At 73.1% G+C, this 15,830-nt stretch carries 13 protein-coding genes; 10 read left to right on the top strand and 3 right to left on the bottom strand.

All coding sequences use genetic code 11. The annotated features are described in order from the left end of the window. The first annotated feature begins 37 nt into the window (after window positions 1–37). The 5 genes from IEZ24_RS17035 (at window position 38) to IEZ24_RS17015 (ending at window position 7,171) form a co-directional block, all read left to right on the top strand. A complete protein-coding gene (locus IEZ24_RS17035) occupies window positions 38–607 on the top strand; it encodes a GNAT family N-acetyltransferase (RefSeq protein ID WP_129455824.1) in 570 nt (189 codons plus the stop codon). Continuing rightward, window positions 607–2,496: a hypothetical protein gene (locus tag IEZ24_RS17030; RefSeq protein WP_165356121.1), complete on the top strand. Its 1,890-nt coding sequence runs from the start codon at window positions 607–609 to the stop codon at window positions 2,494–2,496. Before IEZ24_RS17035 ends, IEZ24_RS17030 begins: the two co-directional genes overlap by 1 nt. A 79-nt stretch (window positions 2,497–2,575) precedes the next feature. Continuing rightward, window positions 2,576–3,619: an Ig-like domain-containing protein gene (locus IEZ24_RS17025; protein ID WP_165356120.1), complete on the top strand. Its 1,044-nt coding sequence runs from the start codon at window positions 2,576–2,578 to the stop codon at window positions 3,617–3,619. 147 nt (window positions 3,620–3,766) lie between these two features. After that, window positions 3,767–4,774 (top strand): SGNH/GDSL hydrolase family protein, encoded by a 1,008-nt coding sequence (locus tag IEZ24_RS17020; protein WP_129455822.1) that lies wholly within the window; start codon window positions 3,767–3,769, stop codon window positions 4,772–4,774. Window positions 4,775–5,011: 237 nt separating this feature from the next. Then, a complete protein-coding gene (locus tag IEZ24_RS17015; RefSeq protein WP_129455821.1) occupies window positions 5,012–7,171 on the top strand; it encodes a RecQ family ATP-dependent DNA helicase in 2,160 nt (719 codons plus the stop codon). A gap of 27 nt (window positions 7,172–7,198) precedes the next feature. Here the strand turns inward: IEZ24_RS17015 and IEZ24_RS17010 are convergent, their stop codons facing one another. Further along, the gene (locus IEZ24_RS17010) at window positions 7,199–7,729 is read right to left on the bottom strand and encodes a hypothetical protein (RefSeq protein WP_129455820.1); all 531 of its coding nucleotides are present in this window, start codon (window positions 7,727–7,729) and stop codon (window positions 7,199–7,201) included. 81 nt (window positions 7,730–7,810) lie between these two features. Here IEZ24_RS17010 and IEZ24_RS17005 point away from each other — a divergent pair, with 81 nt between their 5' ends. From IEZ24_RS17005 to IEZ24_RS16995, 3 genes are all read left to right on the top strand, one after another. Next, the gene (locus IEZ24_RS17005; protein WP_129455819.1) at window positions 7,811–8,197 is read left to right on the top strand and encodes a YbaB/EbfC family nucleoid-associated protein; all 387 of its coding nucleotides are present in this window, start codon (window positions 7,811–7,813) and stop codon (window positions 8,195–8,197) included. A gap of 70 nt (window positions 8,198–8,267) precedes the next feature. Beyond that, complete coding sequence (locus IEZ24_RS17000; RefSeq protein ID WP_129455818.1) at window positions 8,268–8,585, top strand: type VII secretion target; 318 nt, start codon at window positions 8,268–8,270, stop codon at window positions 8,583–8,585. Next, window positions 8,582–9,436 carry a hypothetical protein gene (locus IEZ24_RS16995; RefSeq protein WP_129455817.1) on the top strand — a complete coding sequence of 285 codons (855 nt, stop codon included), beginning with the start codon at window positions 8,582–8,584 and terminating at the stop codon, window positions 9,434–9,436. Before IEZ24_RS17000 ends, IEZ24_RS16995 begins: the two co-directional genes overlap by 4 nt. Before the next feature lie 16 nt (window positions 9,437–9,452). Here the strand turns inward: IEZ24_RS16995 and IEZ24_RS16990 are convergent, their stop codons facing one another. Both IEZ24_RS16990 and IEZ24_RS16985 read right to left on the bottom strand, forming a co-directional pair. Further along, window positions 9,453–11,027 carry a DHA2 family efflux MFS transporter permease subunit gene (locus IEZ24_RS16990; protein ID WP_242498528.1) on the bottom strand — a complete coding sequence of 525 codons (1,575 nt, stop codon included), beginning with the start codon at window positions 11,025–11,027 and terminating at the stop codon, window positions 9,453–9,455. A gap of 64 nt (window positions 11,028–11,091) precedes the next feature. Beyond that, the gene (locus tag IEZ24_RS16985) at window positions 11,092–12,276 is read right to left on the bottom strand and encodes a dipeptidase (protein WP_129455816.1); all 1,185 of its coding nucleotides are present in this window, start codon (window positions 12,274–12,276) and stop codon (window positions 11,092–11,094) included. Between the two features lie 93 nt (window positions 12,277–12,369). On the opposite strand from IEZ24_RS16985, the gene IEZ24_RS16980 reads away from it, so the two are divergent. Together IEZ24_RS16980 and IEZ24_RS16975 are read left to right on the top strand one after the other, a co-directional pair. Further along, window positions 12,370–15,123, top strand: a complete 2,754-nt coding sequence (locus IEZ24_RS16980) for a DEAD/DEAH box helicase (protein WP_129455815.1) — start codon at window positions 12,370–12,372, stop codon at window positions 15,121–15,123. Next, window positions 15,120–15,815 (top strand): SWIM zinc finger family protein, encoded by a 696-nt coding sequence (locus IEZ24_RS16975; protein WP_129455814.1) that lies wholly within the window; start codon window positions 15,120–15,122, stop codon window positions 15,813–15,815. The genes IEZ24_RS16980 and IEZ24_RS16975 overlap by 4 nt, the downstream gene beginning before the upstream one ends. The last annotated feature ends 15 nt before the right edge of the window (window positions 15,816–15,830 follow it).

The following is a 15,830-nucleotide window of genomic DNA, read 5'->3' as shown; positions in this document are numbered from 1 at the left end:
GGTCCGCCGGGGCACCGACCGCCGGGAGACCGACGCCATGAGCAGCACCACCACCGACGCCACCGACGCGAGCGCCGACGCCCGCTGGCTGCCGGCCGACTGGACCCACCCCGTCCACGTCCCGGTCGACGACGGCCACCACCTGCGCCCGATCCGCGCCACCGACGTGGACCTGGACCTTCCCGCCGTGCACGGGTCTCGTGACCGGCTGTGGTCGATCTACGGCCGGGCCTGGGGCTGGCCGCCGGTCGCGATGACCCGTGACGAGGACCTGGCCGACCTGGCCCGGCACGAGGCCGAGATCGTCGCCCACGAGTCGTTCAACTACGCCCTCTTCGACACCGCCGAGACGCGGCTGCTCGGCTGCGTCTACGTCGATCCGCCGGAGAAGGTCGGCGCGGATGCCGAGATCTCCTGGTGGGTCGTCGACGAGCTCGTCGGCAGCGACCTCGAGGCCGCGCTCGACGCGCTCGTGCCCGCCTGGATCGCGGCCAGCTGGCCGCTCCGGCAGCCGCGCTACGTCGGGCGCGACCTGACGTGGGACGCCTGGCTCGCCCTGCCCGACCTGCCGGCCTGGCCGGCCGACCAGGACCGAGGAGCCCTGTGATGAGCAACCCGGAGACCACCACCGCTGGTCACGGCCGCCCCGTGCGCACCCTGCGCGCCCTGGTCGTCCTCCTCGGCACCCTCGCCGTGGCCACCGGCGTCCTCACCACGACCGCCGCGCCGGCGAGCGCCGGTCAGGTCGGCGTCACCGTCGGCATCCGCGGCGCCGGAGCCGTGACCGTCGTCGAGGGCTCGCTCGAGGACGGCGCGACCGGCACCTGCCAGCGCCACGACAACCAGGACCACCGGGTCACCGTCTGGTGCCCGCGCTTCCGCAACTCCGAGGTCCTGGAGGCCTGGGTCTGGCTCCGCGCGACACCGGCCGGCAGCCCGCGTGGTCACTGGGTCTTCGACGGCTGGAACGGGTGCGACCGCACCCGCGACCGTGACGGCCACACCGAGTGCGCCGTCCACTCCGGCGCCTTCAGCAGCGACGAGCGCCAGCCTGTGGCGCGGTTCCTCGACGTCGTCCGGCCCGAGATCTGGGGCCCCGTCGCCAGCCCCGTGTCCGACAAGGACCTCGCCTTCCGCTTCGCCTTCGGCGCGACCGACGGCGTGACCGAGTGCAGCATCGTGGGCCGGCTGGCGTGGTTCCCCTGCGCGTCCGGGCACGAGGTGACGGTGCCCGAGGGCGCCCACCGCTTCGCGGTCCGCGCCACCGACCCGTCGGGCAACGCCGACGTCGCCGAGGCCGAGGTGGAGGCGATCGACACGCGCATCTCCAGCGGCCCCGCTGCGACGACCAACGACCCGACGCCGTCGTTCCGGCTGCACACCGTGGCCGGTGAGGGGCTGTGGTGCGCGCTGGACGACGGCCCCTGGACCCTCTGCGGCACCGGCCCCGACGCGACGTACGACCTGCCGGCCGTCGCCGACGGGGAGCACCGGCTCCTCGTCCAGGCCCGCCACTTCCAGTGGGTCGACCCCGTGCCGGCCGTGTGGCGCTGGACCACCGACACCGTCGCCCCGACGACCGTGATCGCGGTCCGACCGGACGGCTCCCGGGCCGAGGTCACCCTGGTCGCCCCGGACGCGGTGAGCTTCGCGTGCAGGCTCGACATGCCCTCCCGCCCGGGCACCTGGGACCCGTGCCCGGCCGCCTTCACCTACGTCGGGCTCGCCGACGGGGAGCACACCCTCGCCGTGCGCGCCACCGATGCCGCCGGCAACGTGGAGTCACCCGCTGCCGTCCACCGGTGGACGGTCACCACGCGACAGCAGGACCCGGGCACCGACCCGACGCCCGTGCCCGACCCGACGACCCACCCGGTCCCCGTGCCGCGTGACACCACCGCGCCGGAGACCACCATCACCTCCGGACCGTCGGGCTACGTCCTGTCGCCGTCGGCGTCCTTCGGTCTCGGCAGCGAGCGGGGCGCGACCCACCGGTGCGACCTCGACGGGAGGAGCGTCCCGTGCGGGTCCTCGGTGGCCCTCGCCGGCCTGGCCAGCGGCACCCACCGGCTCTCGGTCGCGGCCGTCGACGCCGCCGGCAACGTGGACGCCACCCCGGCGGTGCGCACGTGGACGGTCCCGGGGACCGCGCGGGAGCTGCCCATCACCCGCGGGTGGAGGCTGCGTCGCACCGCGGCCGCGTACGGCGGGAGCCGCCTGGAGTCCACCCGCCGCGATGCCCGCCTCACCCGGAAGGTCAACGACGCGCGCAGTGTCGCGCTGGTCGTCGGCAAGGGCCGGCGTCACGGCACGGTCAAGGTGTACGCCGGCTCGCGGCTGCTGCGGACCGTCCGGCTCGCCGCGCCCCGTACGGCCGCACGCGTGGTGGTCCCCGTCGCGTCCTTCGCGACGCCGTACACCGGGCGTCTCCACGTCGTCGTCGCCACCGAGGGGCGGCCCGTCCGCATCGAGGGGCTGGGGGTCGCGACTGGATGACCCGCGCCGACCCCGGCCCCAGCCACACCTCCTTCACTCCCTGCACCACGCACCACACCCGAGCCACGAAAGGCACACCATGAAGAAGCTCCACCTGGTCCTGACAGCGATGACGACCGTCGCCGCCGGGCTCCTCGCGCCGCTCTCGCCGAGCGCGGCCGCCACCGCCTGGAACGACGGGTCCCACGACGAGGACACGATCATCAACTGCTACACCGGCCAGCCGGCCACCGGCGTGCACGCCAACGTGGGGTGGTCGTCCCCGACCGGACAGGTCCCCAAGGTCGGCGAGAGGTTCATGCTCCGCGGCTACATCGGCCTCGTCGGCCTGCCCTGCAGCTCCGGCGTGAACGTCCTGCCCGAGATCATGGTCCCGGCAGGCGTCGAGTTCATCGACGAGCCGGTCAGCTGGGACGTGACCCCCACGGGCGAGCAGCAGCAGCTCAGCCAGACGCCCCTGGTCTACGACCACGGTGCCAACGGCGGCTACCTCATCGGGCCGGCTCCGGAGACCGCCTTCAAGCTGGAGCGGGGGGACGTCCTCGAGTTCCAGTTCCCGGTGCGTGCCACCCGTGAGCTGAAGGGTCCCGCGACCCAGCAGCCGATGTGCCAGTCCCGGCTCGACGGCGACGCGCCGTGCCCGATCAACCAGTCGGGCGACCACTTCCAGGTCGCCTTCACCGTCAACGGACACGGCGGTGACAAGTGGTACGTGACGCCGTTCGTCGGCCTCTTCGCCAGCGCCGGCACCACGACGCCGCCCCCGACGACGACGCCGACCACCACGCCGACCACCACGCCCACCACCACGCCCACGACGACCCCGGCCCCCGGCACCGCCAGGGCTGCGTCGACCACGAAGGCCACGTGGAAGCCGTCGACGTCCCGCAAGGGCAAGGTCACCGTCGTGGTGTCCTCGACCGCCACCCCGACCGGTGCGGTCGTGATCAAGGACAAGGGCAAGGCGATCGCCAAGGCCGTCCTCAAGCCCTCCCAGCGGGGCCGGATCACGCTCACCCTCCCGCGGATGCGCAAGGGAACCCACACCCTCGTCGCCTCCTACCGCGGATCGACGACGGTCTCGGCGTCGTCGTCCGCGAAGCGCACCCTCCGGTTGCGCTGACCCCCCAAGGACGCCCTCGTCCGGGTTCCCACCCGGACGAGGGCGCTCCGCACGAAAAACCGACCGTTCGGTCTGGTGCGGGACGCGCGGGTGTCCCTACTGTGATCGGGGCCACACTCGGGTGGCCCCTTTCTCGGAGGACCACAGATGAATCGCACGTCCCGTCTCGCCGTGCTCGGCACCGCCCTCGTCGGCCTGCTCACGCCGCTCCTGCTCCAGCCCGCCCAGGCCGCCGCCCCGTCGTACGTCGCCCTCGGCGACTCCTACGCCTCGGGCACCGGCACCCGCTCCTACATCGCCGACGGCACCGGCTGCCAGCGCTCGACGTCGGCCTACCCGAGCCTCATCGCCGCCGCTCGCGGCTACGCCCTCAACTTCCGCGCGTGCTCGGGGGCGACCGTCACCGACGTGACCAACACGCAGCTGTCGGCGCTGACGGCGTCCACCAGCTATGTCTCGATCTCCGTCGGCGGCAACGACGCGGGCTTCGCCGACGTGCTGACCGAGTGCGCCCAGCCCTGGTGGTCGAGCAACTGCGACGGCGCGATCAACACCGCCCAGGCCTACATCACCAACACGCTGCCCTCCCGCCTGAGCACGCTCTACGCCGCGATCCGCAGCCGCGCGCCGTACGCCCGGGTGGTCGTGGTCGGCTACCCGCGCATCTTCATGGGCGAGGACTGCAACGCCTTCACCTGGTTCTCCCCGGCCGAGCAGACCCGCCTCAACCAGACGGCCGACCTGCTCAACTCGCGACTGTCGACGGCGGCGTCCGCGGCCGGCTTCTCCTTCGGCAACCCGACCAGCCGCTTCATCGGCCACGCGGTGTGCGACGCCGACGAGTGGATCAACGGCCTGTCCAGCCCGATCAGCGAGAGCTACCACCCCAAGGCCACGGGCCACTCCGGTGGCTACACCCCGACCGTGAGCCCGCTGCTCACCGGCGCCACGGTCGCCGTGACCGCCGCCGTCGTCGCCGAGTCGTCCGCGAGCGGTGAGGAGCAGGCCGCGCTCCAGCGCCAGTACGCCGACGCGGACCGCAGCATCGAGCAGGAGTCCTTCGTCGCGCCCGACCTCACCACGCCCGAGGCGCGCCGGGCCGCCCGCAGGGCGGGGGTCGACATCGACAGGTTCCTCGCCCGCAGCCGCCGCTGACCCTGGGCGGGACCCGCCGGATCGCTGGGGTAGTCCAGTGGGCAGTGGCTGACCCCCGGCCGGATTGTCGGCCGCTTTCCACTGGACTACCCCGCCCCGCCCCGCCCCGCCCCGCCGCCCCCCGCCCCGCCCCGCCCGCTCGCCCTGCTGCCCTGCCCCGCGGCCGACGCCCGAAACCGCGCGGTCGCCTGTGGATGCGCCGGTGCGGTCGTCGGTCGCGGTTGGTAGACAGGTCGCATGAGCACCCCGGCCACGGCCACCGCCACCGACGACGTACGCCTCTCCGCACGCGAGGCGGCCGAGCGACACCTGCGCGCGCTGGTCGGGCCGCGGCAGGGGCAGGACGAGGCCGTCCTGCGGGAGGACCAGTGGGCCGCCATCGAGGCCCTCGCGGTCGACCGGCGGCGGGCGCTCGTCGTCCAGCGCACCGGCTGGGGCAAGTCGGCGGTCTACTTCGTCGCGACCAAGCTCCTGCGCGAGGCCGGGGCCGGGCCCACCGTGATCGTCAGCCCGCTGCTCGCGCTCATGCGCAACCAGATCGCCGCCGCCGAGCGCGCCGGCATCCGGGCGGTCACGATCAACTCCACCAACATCGACCAGTGGCAGCCCATCCACGACCAGATCCACGCCGGCGAGGTCGACGTGCTGCTCGTGAGCCCCGAGCGGCTCAACAACCCCGGCTTCCGCGACGAGGTGCTGCCGCGGCTCGCAGCGACCTGCGGCCTGCTCGTCGTCGACGAGGCCCACTGCATCTCCGACTGGGGCCACGACTTCCGACCCGACTACCGCCGGCTCCGTACGCTCCTCGCCGAGCTCCCGTCCGGCATCCCCGTGCTCGCCACGACGGCGACCGCCAACCAGCGGGTCACCGACGACGTCGCCGAGCAGCTCGGTGTCCACGCGGACAGCGCCGCCGACACGCAGGTCCTCGTGCAGCGCGGCACCCTCGACCGCGAGTCCCTGCGCCTCGGTGTCGTCCAGCTCAAGACGCCCGAGCAGCGTCTCGCGTGGCTGGCCGACCACCTCGCCGAGCAGCCGGGCTCGGGCATCGTCTACTGCCTCACCGTCGCCGCGACCCAGGAGGTCGCGGGCTACCTCCGCGACCGGGGGCTGGAGGTCGCGGCCTACTCCGGGCAGACCGAGCCCGACGAACGGCACGCCCTCGAGCAGGCCCTCGTCGACGGCCGGGTCAAGGCCCTGATCGCCACGAGCGCGCTCGGCATGGGCTTCGACGCCAGCCTCGGCTTCGTGATCAACCTCGGGGCACCGCAGTCGCCCGTCGCCTACTACCAGCAGGTCGGCCGCGCCGGACGCGGCACCGACGACGCCACGGTCGTGCTGCTACCGCAGGTCGAGGACCGCGACATCTGGGCCTACTTCGCCTCCCTCGGCTTTCCGCGCGAGGAGCAGGTGCGCGAGACGCTCGCCGCCCTCGCCGGGTCCGAGCGCCCGATGTCGACCGCGACCCTGGAGACCCGCGTCGAGCTCGGTCGCAACCGGCTCGAGTCGATGCTCAAGGTGCTCGACGTCGACGGCGCGGTCCAGCGGGTGCAGGGCGGCTGGGTGGCCACGGGTCAGCCGTGGACCTACGACGCCGAGCGCTACGCACGCGTCGCCGAGGCCCGCGAGCGCGAGCAGGAGGCGATGCTGGGCTACCTGCGCACGACCGAGTGCCGGATGCGCTACCTCCGCGAGCAGCTCGACGATCCCGAGGCTGCCGACTGCGGACGCTGCGACAACTGCGGCGGCGTGACGCTGTCGTCCTCGGTGAGCGAGGCGGCGGTCGCCGAGGCCGGCCAGCGCCTGTCGCGACCCGGTGTGGTCCTCGAGCCGCGCCGGATGTGGCCGACCGCCCTGGCCAACGTCGGCCTCGACCTCAAGGGCAAGATCGCGGCCGGCGCCGAGCCGGGCCGTACGGTCGCCCGGCTCACCGACCTCGGCCACGGTCAGGCCCTGCGCGCGCTCTTCCGCGAGGACACCCCGGACGGACCCGTCCCGCCCGGGCTCGCGCAGGCGGTGATGGACGTGATGAAGGACTGGTCGTCGGAGTGGACGTCGCGACCCGACGCGATCGTCGTCGTCGAGTCGGCCACGAGGCCGACCCTGGTGGGGGACCTCGCCGACGGCCTGTCGCGCGTGATGCAGGTCCCCGTCGTCGGCACCTGGGCGATCCGCGACCCCTCGGTGCCCCCCCGGGCGGGGCAGTCCAACTCCGCGCAGCGCGTCGCCGCCGTACGCCGCCGGGGCGGGCTCGACGCCGAGGTCCCGCCAGGCTCGACGGTCCTGCTCGTCGACGACCAGGTGGCGAGCGGCTGGACGTTGACGGTCGCCGCCACGGCGATCCGTGCCGCGGGTGCCGACGCCGTCCTCCCGCTGGCGCTGGCGGCCCAGGGCTGAGAGCAGGCCCGTGCCTGCTGGCTCCGGTCAGGGAGCGCTGCGGAGGGCGTGGTCGAAGTAGTCGCGCTCGAGGTCGCCGTCGAGGAGCCCGGGGCGCTGGTCCACCTCGACCGCGAGTCGACGGAGGAGGGGCTGCATCGTCTCCACGTAGTAGCGCGAGACCGTGATGACCGTGCGCTCACCGCGGTCCGAGCGCCCCACCAGGAAGACCTTCTCGTTCCTGAAGACCGACCCGCCGCGCGTGGAGTAGCGGACCTTCACCTCCTCGAGGTCCGCGAAGGCGAGCGTGCGCCGGTCGTCACCGGAGACCACGGTGACGGCGTCGTCGGACAGGTAGGTGTGGCGCTGCTGGATCGAGCGGGCGACGCGCAGGGGGACCACCACGAGCAGGACCACCATCACCGCGCTCATCGCCCACAGCCCGGCCGCCGTGCCGCCCGACTCGCCCAGCGCGCGCCGAGCGGTGCGCGCGGTGGGGACGAGGAAGACCACGGCGGCGGCGAGCAGGATCCACATGATCGTGGTGCGCTGGGGCAGTTCGGTCCCGAGTCCGTCCATGTTTCGCAAGCATAGGGAGGGGAAGATGTCCGGTGCTGGCGGGCCACACCGAACCCGCCTCCACGATCCGAGGAGACACCCATGTCCATGTCGCGACTCGAGGCCGTGCTGGCCACGATCGACGCGCAGGCCGATTCCGCACTCACCAAGCTCGACCAGGCCCAGCAGTTCGCCACCCGCAGCGAGCACCTGGCCGTCGAGGGCACCTCCGCCGACGAGATCGCCACGGTCACCGTCGACGGCACCGGTCAGGTCCAGGCGATCGTCATCGAGGACGACGTCCGCCACCTCACCGGCGCCCAGGTCGCCGCCGACGTGCTGGAGGCGCTGCGCCAGGCCCAGCGGCGGCTGAGCTATCACGTCGAGCAGCTCGGCACCGAGATCTACGGTGCGGGCTCCCCGTCGGTGCAGGAGTTCACCCGCGCCTACCGCGACCGCTACGGCTACGAGGAGGACGAGGACCGATGAAGTCACCCCACGACGTTCTCAGCCTCCTCCGCTTCGCTCCCCCGTCCGACAACGCCGGAGGGACCCCGACATGAGCGAGCTCTTCGTCGACCCGGGTGAGATGCGGGCCCACGCCGGCCGCGTCCACAGCCTGTCGGGCGAGGCCGGCAAGGCCACCGCCGCGGCCAACCAGGTCAGCTTCACCTCCGGCATGTTCGGCAGCATCGGCTCGATCCTGGTGGGACCGGTCATGCTGCCGCTGCAGGGCGCCGGGCAGGTCGCCGCCTCCGCCATGGAGGGCGCCCTCGCCGACTGCGCCGAGAGCGTGACTGCCCTCGCCGACACCTTCACCTTCATCGACAACACGGTCGGCCAGCACTTCGACGAGATCGGCAGGAGGATCCGATGAGCGCGCTCGTCGCCGACCCCGGCAACACCGACCGGGGTGTCCTCACCAACTTCGACTCCTTCGCCAACGGCACCAACGGCCTCAAGATGATCGACGGGGCGGCCGACTCGGCCTCGGCGTTCTCCCGAGGCGACTGGATCGAAGGCACGATCAACGGCGTCAGCGCGGCGCTCGACGTGGTCGGCATGATCCTCAACCCGCTCGGCACCGCCTGCTCGATGGTCATCAACTGGATCATGGAGCACTGCGGCCCGCTGCAGGACTGGCTCGACGAGCTGCTCGGCGACCCCGGCGTGATCAAGGCCGGCGTGCAGACCTGGAGCAACATCGGCGACCACATGGGCGGCATCGGCCCCCAGTACCGCAACCTCGTCGACGCCGACACCGGCGGCTTCACCGGCCTCAGCATGGACGCCTACCGCGCCGCCGCCGGGGGGATGGTCCACGTCTTCGAGGCCCTGTCCCAGGTGGCCTACGGCGTCTCCGCCGGCATCGAGGTCGCGGGCGGCCTGCTGGCCGGCGTACGCGACTTCATCCAGGGCCTGTTCTCCGACCTCGTCGGCGAGGCGATCGGTGCCGTCGCCCAGTCGGCGCTGACCCTGGGCATCGCCGCACCGGCAGCGCTGACGTCGCTGATCAACAAGGCGCGCTCGGTGCTGGAGCGGTGCCGGAGGTTCATGACGGCGCTCGCGGAGTCGCTCGACAAGATGGCCGCCCTGCTCAAGGACATCTCGCCCGCCCTCGAGTCCACCACGCGGGGCCTGGCGACGGTCTTCCGCGAGGGCACCAACATGCCGACCGACATCGTGGTCGCGCTTGGCAAGGGCACCACGGGCGCCGACAACCCCTAGTCGATGTGGGTGAGGGTCAGTGACCCACCATCGCCGTCGGGTCGACCGGGGCGACCTTCCTGCGCGGGAGGAACGCCGCCGGGACCAGGCAGCACGCGACCAGGACGGTCGCGACGATGAAGACCGTCGCGAACGCGTCGGCCATGTCGCTGGTGACCAGCTGCTCGAGGTTGCCGAGCTGATCGGGGGAGATGCCGAAGCGGTCGAGGATCGCGGCCACCTGGGTCTGGTCGTCGCCCGCCTCGGCCAGCGCCGTGCCTGCCGCGACGAAGCGTGAGTCCTTCAGCTCGTTGGTGAGGATCACCGAGAACAGCGCCGTGCCGATCGAGGCGGCCACCTGCTGCGTGATGTTGAGCAGCGTGGAGCCGCGGGCCACGTTGTGCGCGGTCAGCGTGGCGAGCGCGGCCGTCATGATCGGCATCATCGTCGCGCCCATGCCGAGGCCCATGATGAACAGGGCGCCGAGGATGTAGGTGTAGGACGTGTCCGCACCGATCTGGGTGAACATCGCCATGCCGACCGTGATCACCGTGATGCCGGTGAGGACGATCTTGCCGGGGCCGATCCGGTCGGCGAGGATGCCGGCGATCGGCATCGTGAGCATCGCGCCGACACCCTGCGGGGCCAGCAGCCAGCCGGTGAAGAGCGTGCCCTCGCCACGGACCTGGATGAAGTAGAGCGGGAAGAGCAGCGAGGCGCCGAAGAAGGCGATCGCGAACAGGGTCATCGCGATGATCGCGACCGTCATGTTCTTGTTCTTGAACAGGCGCAGCTCCACCAGCGGGTGGATGTTGCGCCGGGCCAGGGCCCACGGCACGAACGCGACGATCAGCGCGAGGCCGACGACCATCGGCACCAGCACGCGGGCGGCCAGGGCCGTGCCCTCCTCGGGGATCGAGCTCACGCCGTAGAGGAAAGCGGCGAGACCGGGCGACAGCAGCACCATGCCCAGCCAGTCGAAGGTCTCCGACGGCTCGACGTGGTCCCGGGGCAGGACGATCCAGGCGTAGGCGATCGCAGCGATGCCGATCGGCAGGTTGATGAGGAAGATCCAGTGCCACGAGGCGCTCTCGATCAGCGCGCCGCCGATGATCGGGCCGAAGATCGGGCCGAGCAGCATCGGGATGCCGAGCACGGCCATCACCCGGCCGACCCGCTCGGGGCCGGCGGCGCGGGTCAGGATGGTCATGCCGAGCGGCATCAGCATGCCGCCTCCGAGGCCCTGGAGGACGCGGAAGAGCACGAGCATCTCCAGCGACGTCGCCGCCGCGCAGAGCACCGACCCGATGGTGAAGAGCAGGACCGCGAGGAGGTAGAGGCGCTTGGTGCCGAAGCGGTCGGCGGCCCAGCCCGTCAGCGGGATGACGCTGGCCAGGGCGAGCGTGTAGCCGGTCATGGTCCACGCGACCTCGGCCGCAGTGGCGTCGAACTCCTCCTGGAAGGTGTTGAGCGCGACGGAGACGACGGTGATGTCGAGGATGGACATGATGGCGCCGAGGACGACCACGCCGGCCACCATCAGGACGCCCTTGTCGAGCTTGTCGGAGTGCTCCGGCGCGATGCCGCCGGGCGGTGTCTGGGTGTCGGTCACCGGACCACGGTATGGGTGGCGTACGACAACGACGTAATTGTTTTCGCGGTGGTCTGCATCACCCTCACGGGTGGGCCGCGGGCGGGCCGTCGAGGTCCTCGATCCGGGCCAGGGACGGACCGCGCACGGCCTGGAGGTCGCGCGCCACCGACTCCACCTCCCGCATCACCCGCAGGGTGTTGCGGCAGGTGAGCCGGGCGAGGTCACCGGAGGACCACCCTCGCTCCGCGAGCGCGGCGAGCAGCGCCGGGTAGGTCGAGACGTCCTCGAGCCCGGCCGGCAGGGTCTCGACGCCGTCGTAGTCGCCGCCTAGCCCCACGTGGTCGATGCCGGCGACCTCGCGAACGTGCTCGACGTGCGCCACCACGTCGGCCAGCGTCGCCGTGGGCTGCGGGTGGTCGGGTACCCACGCGCGCTCGAACGCCGCGAACCGTACGCCGTCGGCCTCGGGGATCCCGTCCGCCGCCGCGGCCGCGACCAGCTCGCGGTGCGCCTCCGCGCAGGCGGCGTTCACGAACTTCGGCACGAAGGTCACCATGCACACGCCGCCGCCGCGCGCCGTCGCCTCGAGCACGTCGTCGGGAGCGTTGCGGGGGCTGTCGGTGACCGCGCGCGCAGAGCTGTGGCTGAAGATGACCGGCGCCTCGGTGGTCTCGAGGGCCGCGCGCATCGTGTCGGCGGAGACGTGGGAGAGGTCGACCATCATGCCGATGCGGTTCATCTCCCGCACGACCTCGCGGCCGAAGGCCGTCAGCCCGCCCGCGACGGGTGCGTCGGTCGCGGAGTCGGCCCACGGGGTGTTCGCGTTGTGGGTCAGGGTGAGGTAGCGCACGCCCAGCTCGTGCAGCTGGCGCAGCGTGCCCAGCGAGCAGCCGATCGAGTGTCCGCCCTCGGCCCCCGCCAGCGAGGCCATCCGGTCGGTCGCCCAGGCGTCCTCGACCTCGTCGGCGGTGGTCGCCCACGCCAGCTGGTCGGCGTACCGGCTCGTCAGCATCCGGGCGGCGTCGACCTGCTCCAGCGTGGCGCTCACGGCCGCGTCGCCCGTCAGCCGGGTCGGGACGTAGACCGACCAGAACTGGGCCCCCATCCCGCCGGCACGCATGCGCGGGAGGTCGGTGTGGGTCGGCGTGCCGCCGGCGCCGACGTCGAGGCGGGAGAAGTCGTACGCCGCCTCCTCGCGCGCGGTCCAGAGCAGGTCGTTGTGCCCGTCGATGACGGGGTGGGCGGCCAGCAGGCCGGTGAGGTCCATGCGTCCCGACGCTAGCAACAGGGAACTCCCTGTCGGTGCGAGGCGTTAGCGTCCTGTCGTCCGCTGCTCCGCGGACCAGAGAGGTGCTGCTGCATGAGCTTCGTCCCGGTCACCGGTCCCGCCAGGCTGCTGGCGGGTGAGCGGCCCCGGGAGGGCTCGGTCGAGTTCACCGACGACCGGCGCACGATCGTGCTGCCCATCCGCGGTGCCCTGCCGGTGCTCGGCAAGGTCCGCGACCAGCCCGACGCCCATCCGTCCGTCGCCCTGCTGGCCGGCGCCGCCCTCCTCGGCCTCCAGCTCGTGGCCTCGGGGCGGTTCGCGCCCGATCCCGAGGGCCGGCACTGGCAGGTCGCCGGCCTCGACGCCGACGACGAGCGCCGCATCGGCGAGCTCGCCCGGTCGCGCGCCTGGGACGGCTTCGACGAGGCGACCGCGGAGGGCACGGTGCGGGCGGTGCTCGACGCGGTGGTCGACACGATGCCGCGCACCGCCCCGGGCCGCTCCCGACACCGGGGGCCGGCCGCCCCGGCCCGCGCCCCGGCCCGCGTGCCGGAGACCCGCAGCCCGGACGCCTTCAGCGACGAGCTCCAGCAGCGCATCGCCCGGATCCGGGCGCGCGGCCGCGACGACCGGCCGCACCTGGTGTCGATCTCCTTCCGGATCGAGGCCGACGAGGAGGAGCTGGTCGCCGGCGCCGTACGCCTCGTGCACCAGGTCCACGCCGTCGACAACGCCGCGCACGTCGCCGACGCCTCCGAGCTGTGGGGAGACCCCGGCCCCGACGCGGCCCACGGGTTCGGCGAGCGGGCCCGCACCCACGCGGCGATCGCCCTGCGGTCGGCGGCCGACGCGTGGCCGGTGCTCGACCGGCTGCTCGACCTGCGGGTGCCCGACGAGATCGTCCTCGACTCCGACGAGATCCTCTCCCTGCTCGACGGCGGCGCGGCCGCACTGACCGAGGCGGGCCACCCGGTCATGTGGCCGAAGTACCTCGACCGCGAGGTCACCCAGCGCGTCGAGCTCGGCCACCGGAGGTCGACCGCCACCCGCGAGGAGCCGCTCCAGGACGGCCTGTTCGGCCCGCAGGCGTTGTTCGGCTTCGAGTGGCAGCTCTCGCTGCACGGCGAGGAGCTCACCGACGACGAGATGGACGAGCTGGCCCGCACCACCAGCCCGATCATCAAGCTGCGCGACAACTGGGTGGCGGTCGACTCGGCGGTCATCAAGCGGGCACGCAAGCGGCTCATCCGCACGGTGACGCCGGTGCAGGCGCTCGCCGCCACCCTCACCGGGGTCGTCGACATCGAGGACGCGCCCTACGAGGCCGTCGTCGGGGCGAGCCTGCTCACGGTCCGCGACCGGGTGCGCGACGCCGCCACCGGCGACCTGGTCGAGGTGCCGCCGGCACTCCAGGCCGACCTCCGCGACTACCAGCGTCGCGGGCTGACCTGGCTGGCCGAGCTGACCTCGCTCGGGCTCGGCGCCTGCCTCGCCGACGACATGGGCCTGGGCAAGACGATCACCGTGATCGCGCTGCACCTGCACCGTCAAGGTCTCGACACGCCCCGCTCGTCCCTCGCGGGGCACGCGACCAGCGAGAAGGATGTCGGACCGACGCTGGTGGTCTGCCCGGCGTCGCTGCTCGGCAACTGGGAGGCGGAGATCCGACGCTTCGCGCCGGGAGTCCCCGTACGCCGCCACCACGGCAGTGCGCGCGACCTGGACGCGGCGCGGGGCTTCGTGCTCACGACCTACGGCACGATGCGCAACGACGCCGCCCTGCTCGCCGAGGTGCCCTGGGACCTCGTGGTCGCCGACGAGGCCCAGCACGTCAAGAACTCCCGCTCCGCCGCGGCCCGGGCGCTGCGCACGATCCCGAGCACCGCCCGCGTCGCCCTCACCGGCACCCCCGTCGAGAACGACCTCACCGAGCTGTGGTCGATCCTCGACTGGGCGATCCCGGGCCTGCTCGGCAGCCGCAACGCCTTCCGCAAGGTCTGGGCCGGTCCGATCGAGTCCGGGCTCGAGCCGACGAAGGCGCGGCAGTTCGCCGACCTGATCGGCCCGTTCCTCCTGCGCCGGCGCAAGTCCGACCCCGGCGTCGCGCCCGAGCTGCCGCCCAAGACCGAGACCGACCACCTGCTCGGCCTGACCCGCGAGCAGGTCGTCCTCTACGAGACGCTCGTGCGCGACTCGATGCGCCGCATCGAGGAGGCCGACGAGGAGACGCGTCGCGGCCTCGTGCTCAAGCTCCTCACCGGGCTGAAGCAGATCTGCAACCACCCCGCCCACTTCCTGCGCCAGCCCAACCCCAGGCTCCGCGGCCGCTCGGAGAAGCTCGAGCTCCTCGACGAGCTGGTCGGCACCGTGATGGCCGAGGACGGTGCGGTCCTCGTCTTCACCCAGTACGTCGCGATGGCCGACCTGCTCGTGCGCCACCTCGCGACCGCCGGCGTGCCCCACCAGCTCCTGCACGGCGGTACGCCGGTGCGCGGCCGCGACGCGATGGTGGCGCGCTTCCAGGCCGGCGAGGTGCCGGTCTTCCTGCTGTCGCTCAAGGCCGGCGGCACCGGGCTCAACCTGACGCGCGCCGACCACGTCATCCACTTCGACCGCTGGTGGAACCCCGCCGTCGAGGACCAGGCCACCGACCGGGCCTACCGGATCGGCCAGACCCGCCCCGTGCAGGTCCACCGCTTCGTCACCCAGGGCACGATCGAGGAGAAGATCGCCGAGCTGCTCACCCGCAAGCGCTCCCTCGCCGACTCGGTCCTCTCCCGCGGCGAGACCGCGCTGACCGAGCTCTCCGACGACGAGCTGCGCGACCTCGTGGCGTTGCGGCGATGAGCGCCGGTGTGACGCACCCGCGGCTGCCCGCCCGGCGCGGGGGCGGCGCCGGGACGTGGTGGAGCAAGGCCGTGGTCCGGGCGGTGGAGGAGGCGGCCTTCAGCGTCCAGGACCTGCGCCGGGCCCGTACGCTCGCCCGCGCGGGCGCGGTGGGCGCCATCACCGTCTCCGACGGCGGGGCCGTGGCGGCGGTGACCGACGGGGACGACGCCTTCACCGTCGAGGTCACCGTCCCGGTGCTCGACGAGGGTGACGCCGCGGCGTTCGCCGAGCTGGTGGCGGCCGAGTCCGGACGGATCGGGGCGCTGCTCGCCGGGCAGCTGCCGCACGCGTTCGTCGAGGCGATCGAGGAGGCGGGCGTCGAGCTCCTGCCCTACGGCGGCGAGCTGGGCTCGGCGTGCACGTGCGACGCCTGGCTGGACCCGTGCCCCCATGCGCTGGCGGTGCTCACCCAGCTGGCGTGGCTGATCCAGGCCGACCCGTTCGTGCTGACCCACCTGCGCGGGCTCTCGCGCGACCGGGTGCTGCGCGACCTGCACCGGCTCGCGCAGCCCTCCGCCGCGGCCCTGGCCGGTGAGTCTGCAGGAGACTCAGGGTCGAGCGAGGCGCTGGACGACCTGGTCGTGGCCGAGGACGCCGCCGTACGCGCCGCCCGCCTGCTGCACCGCGAGGACCCGTTCGACTCCTGGTGATCCGGGGGCCAAGCC

Source organism: Nocardioides ganghwensis (assembly GCF_014779655.1).
Classification (GTDB): domain Bacteria; phylum Actinomycetota; class Actinomycetes; order Propionibacteriales; family Nocardioidaceae; genus Nocardioides; species Nocardioides ganghwensis.
This window is presented reverse-complemented; position numbering and strand designations above follow the sequence as displayed.

Coding starts and splice junctions, on each gene's coding strand:
- IEZ24_RS17035 (WP_129455824.1), top strand. CDS start 38: ATGAGCAGCACCACCACCGACGCCACCGACGCGAGCGCCGACGCCCGC.
- IEZ24_RS17030 (WP_165356121.1), top strand. CDS start 607: ATGAGCAACCCGGAGACCACCACCGCTGGTCACGGCCGCCCCGTGCGC.
- IEZ24_RS17025 (WP_165356120.1), top strand. CDS start 2,576: ATGAAGAAGCTCCACCTGGTCCTGACAGCGATGACGACCGTCGCCGCC.
- IEZ24_RS17020 (WP_129455822.1), top strand. CDS start 3,767: ATGAATCGCACGTCCCGTCTCGCCGTGCTCGGCACCGCCCTCGTCGGC.
- IEZ24_RS17015 (WP_129455821.1), top strand. CDS start 5,012: ATGAGCACCCCGGCCACGGCCACCGCCACCGACGACGTACGCCTCTCC.
- IEZ24_RS17010 (WP_129455820.1), bottom strand. CDS start 7,729: ATGGACGGACTCGGGACCGAACTGCCCCAGCGCACCACGATCATGTGG.
- IEZ24_RS17005 (WP_129455819.1), top strand. CDS start 7,811: ATGTCCATGTCGCGACTCGAGGCCGTGCTGGCCACGATCGACGCGCAG.
- IEZ24_RS17000 (WP_129455818.1), top strand. CDS start 8,268: ATGAGCGAGCTCTTCGTCGACCCGGGTGAGATGCGGGCCCACGCCGGC.
- IEZ24_RS16995 (WP_129455817.1), top strand. CDS start 8,582: ATGAGCGCGCTCGTCGCCGACCCCGGCAACACCGACCGGGGTGTCCTC.
- IEZ24_RS16985 (WP_129455816.1), bottom strand. CDS start 12,276: ATGGACCTCACCGGCCTGCTGGCCGCCCACCCCGTCATCGACGGGCAC.
- IEZ24_RS16980 (WP_129455815.1), top strand. CDS start 12,370: ATGAGCTTCGTCCCGGTCACCGGTCCCGCCAGGCTGCTGGCGGGTGAG.
- IEZ24_RS16975 (WP_129455814.1), top strand. CDS start 15,120: ATGAGCGCCGGTGTGACGCACCCGCGGCTGCCCGCCCGGCGCGGGGGC.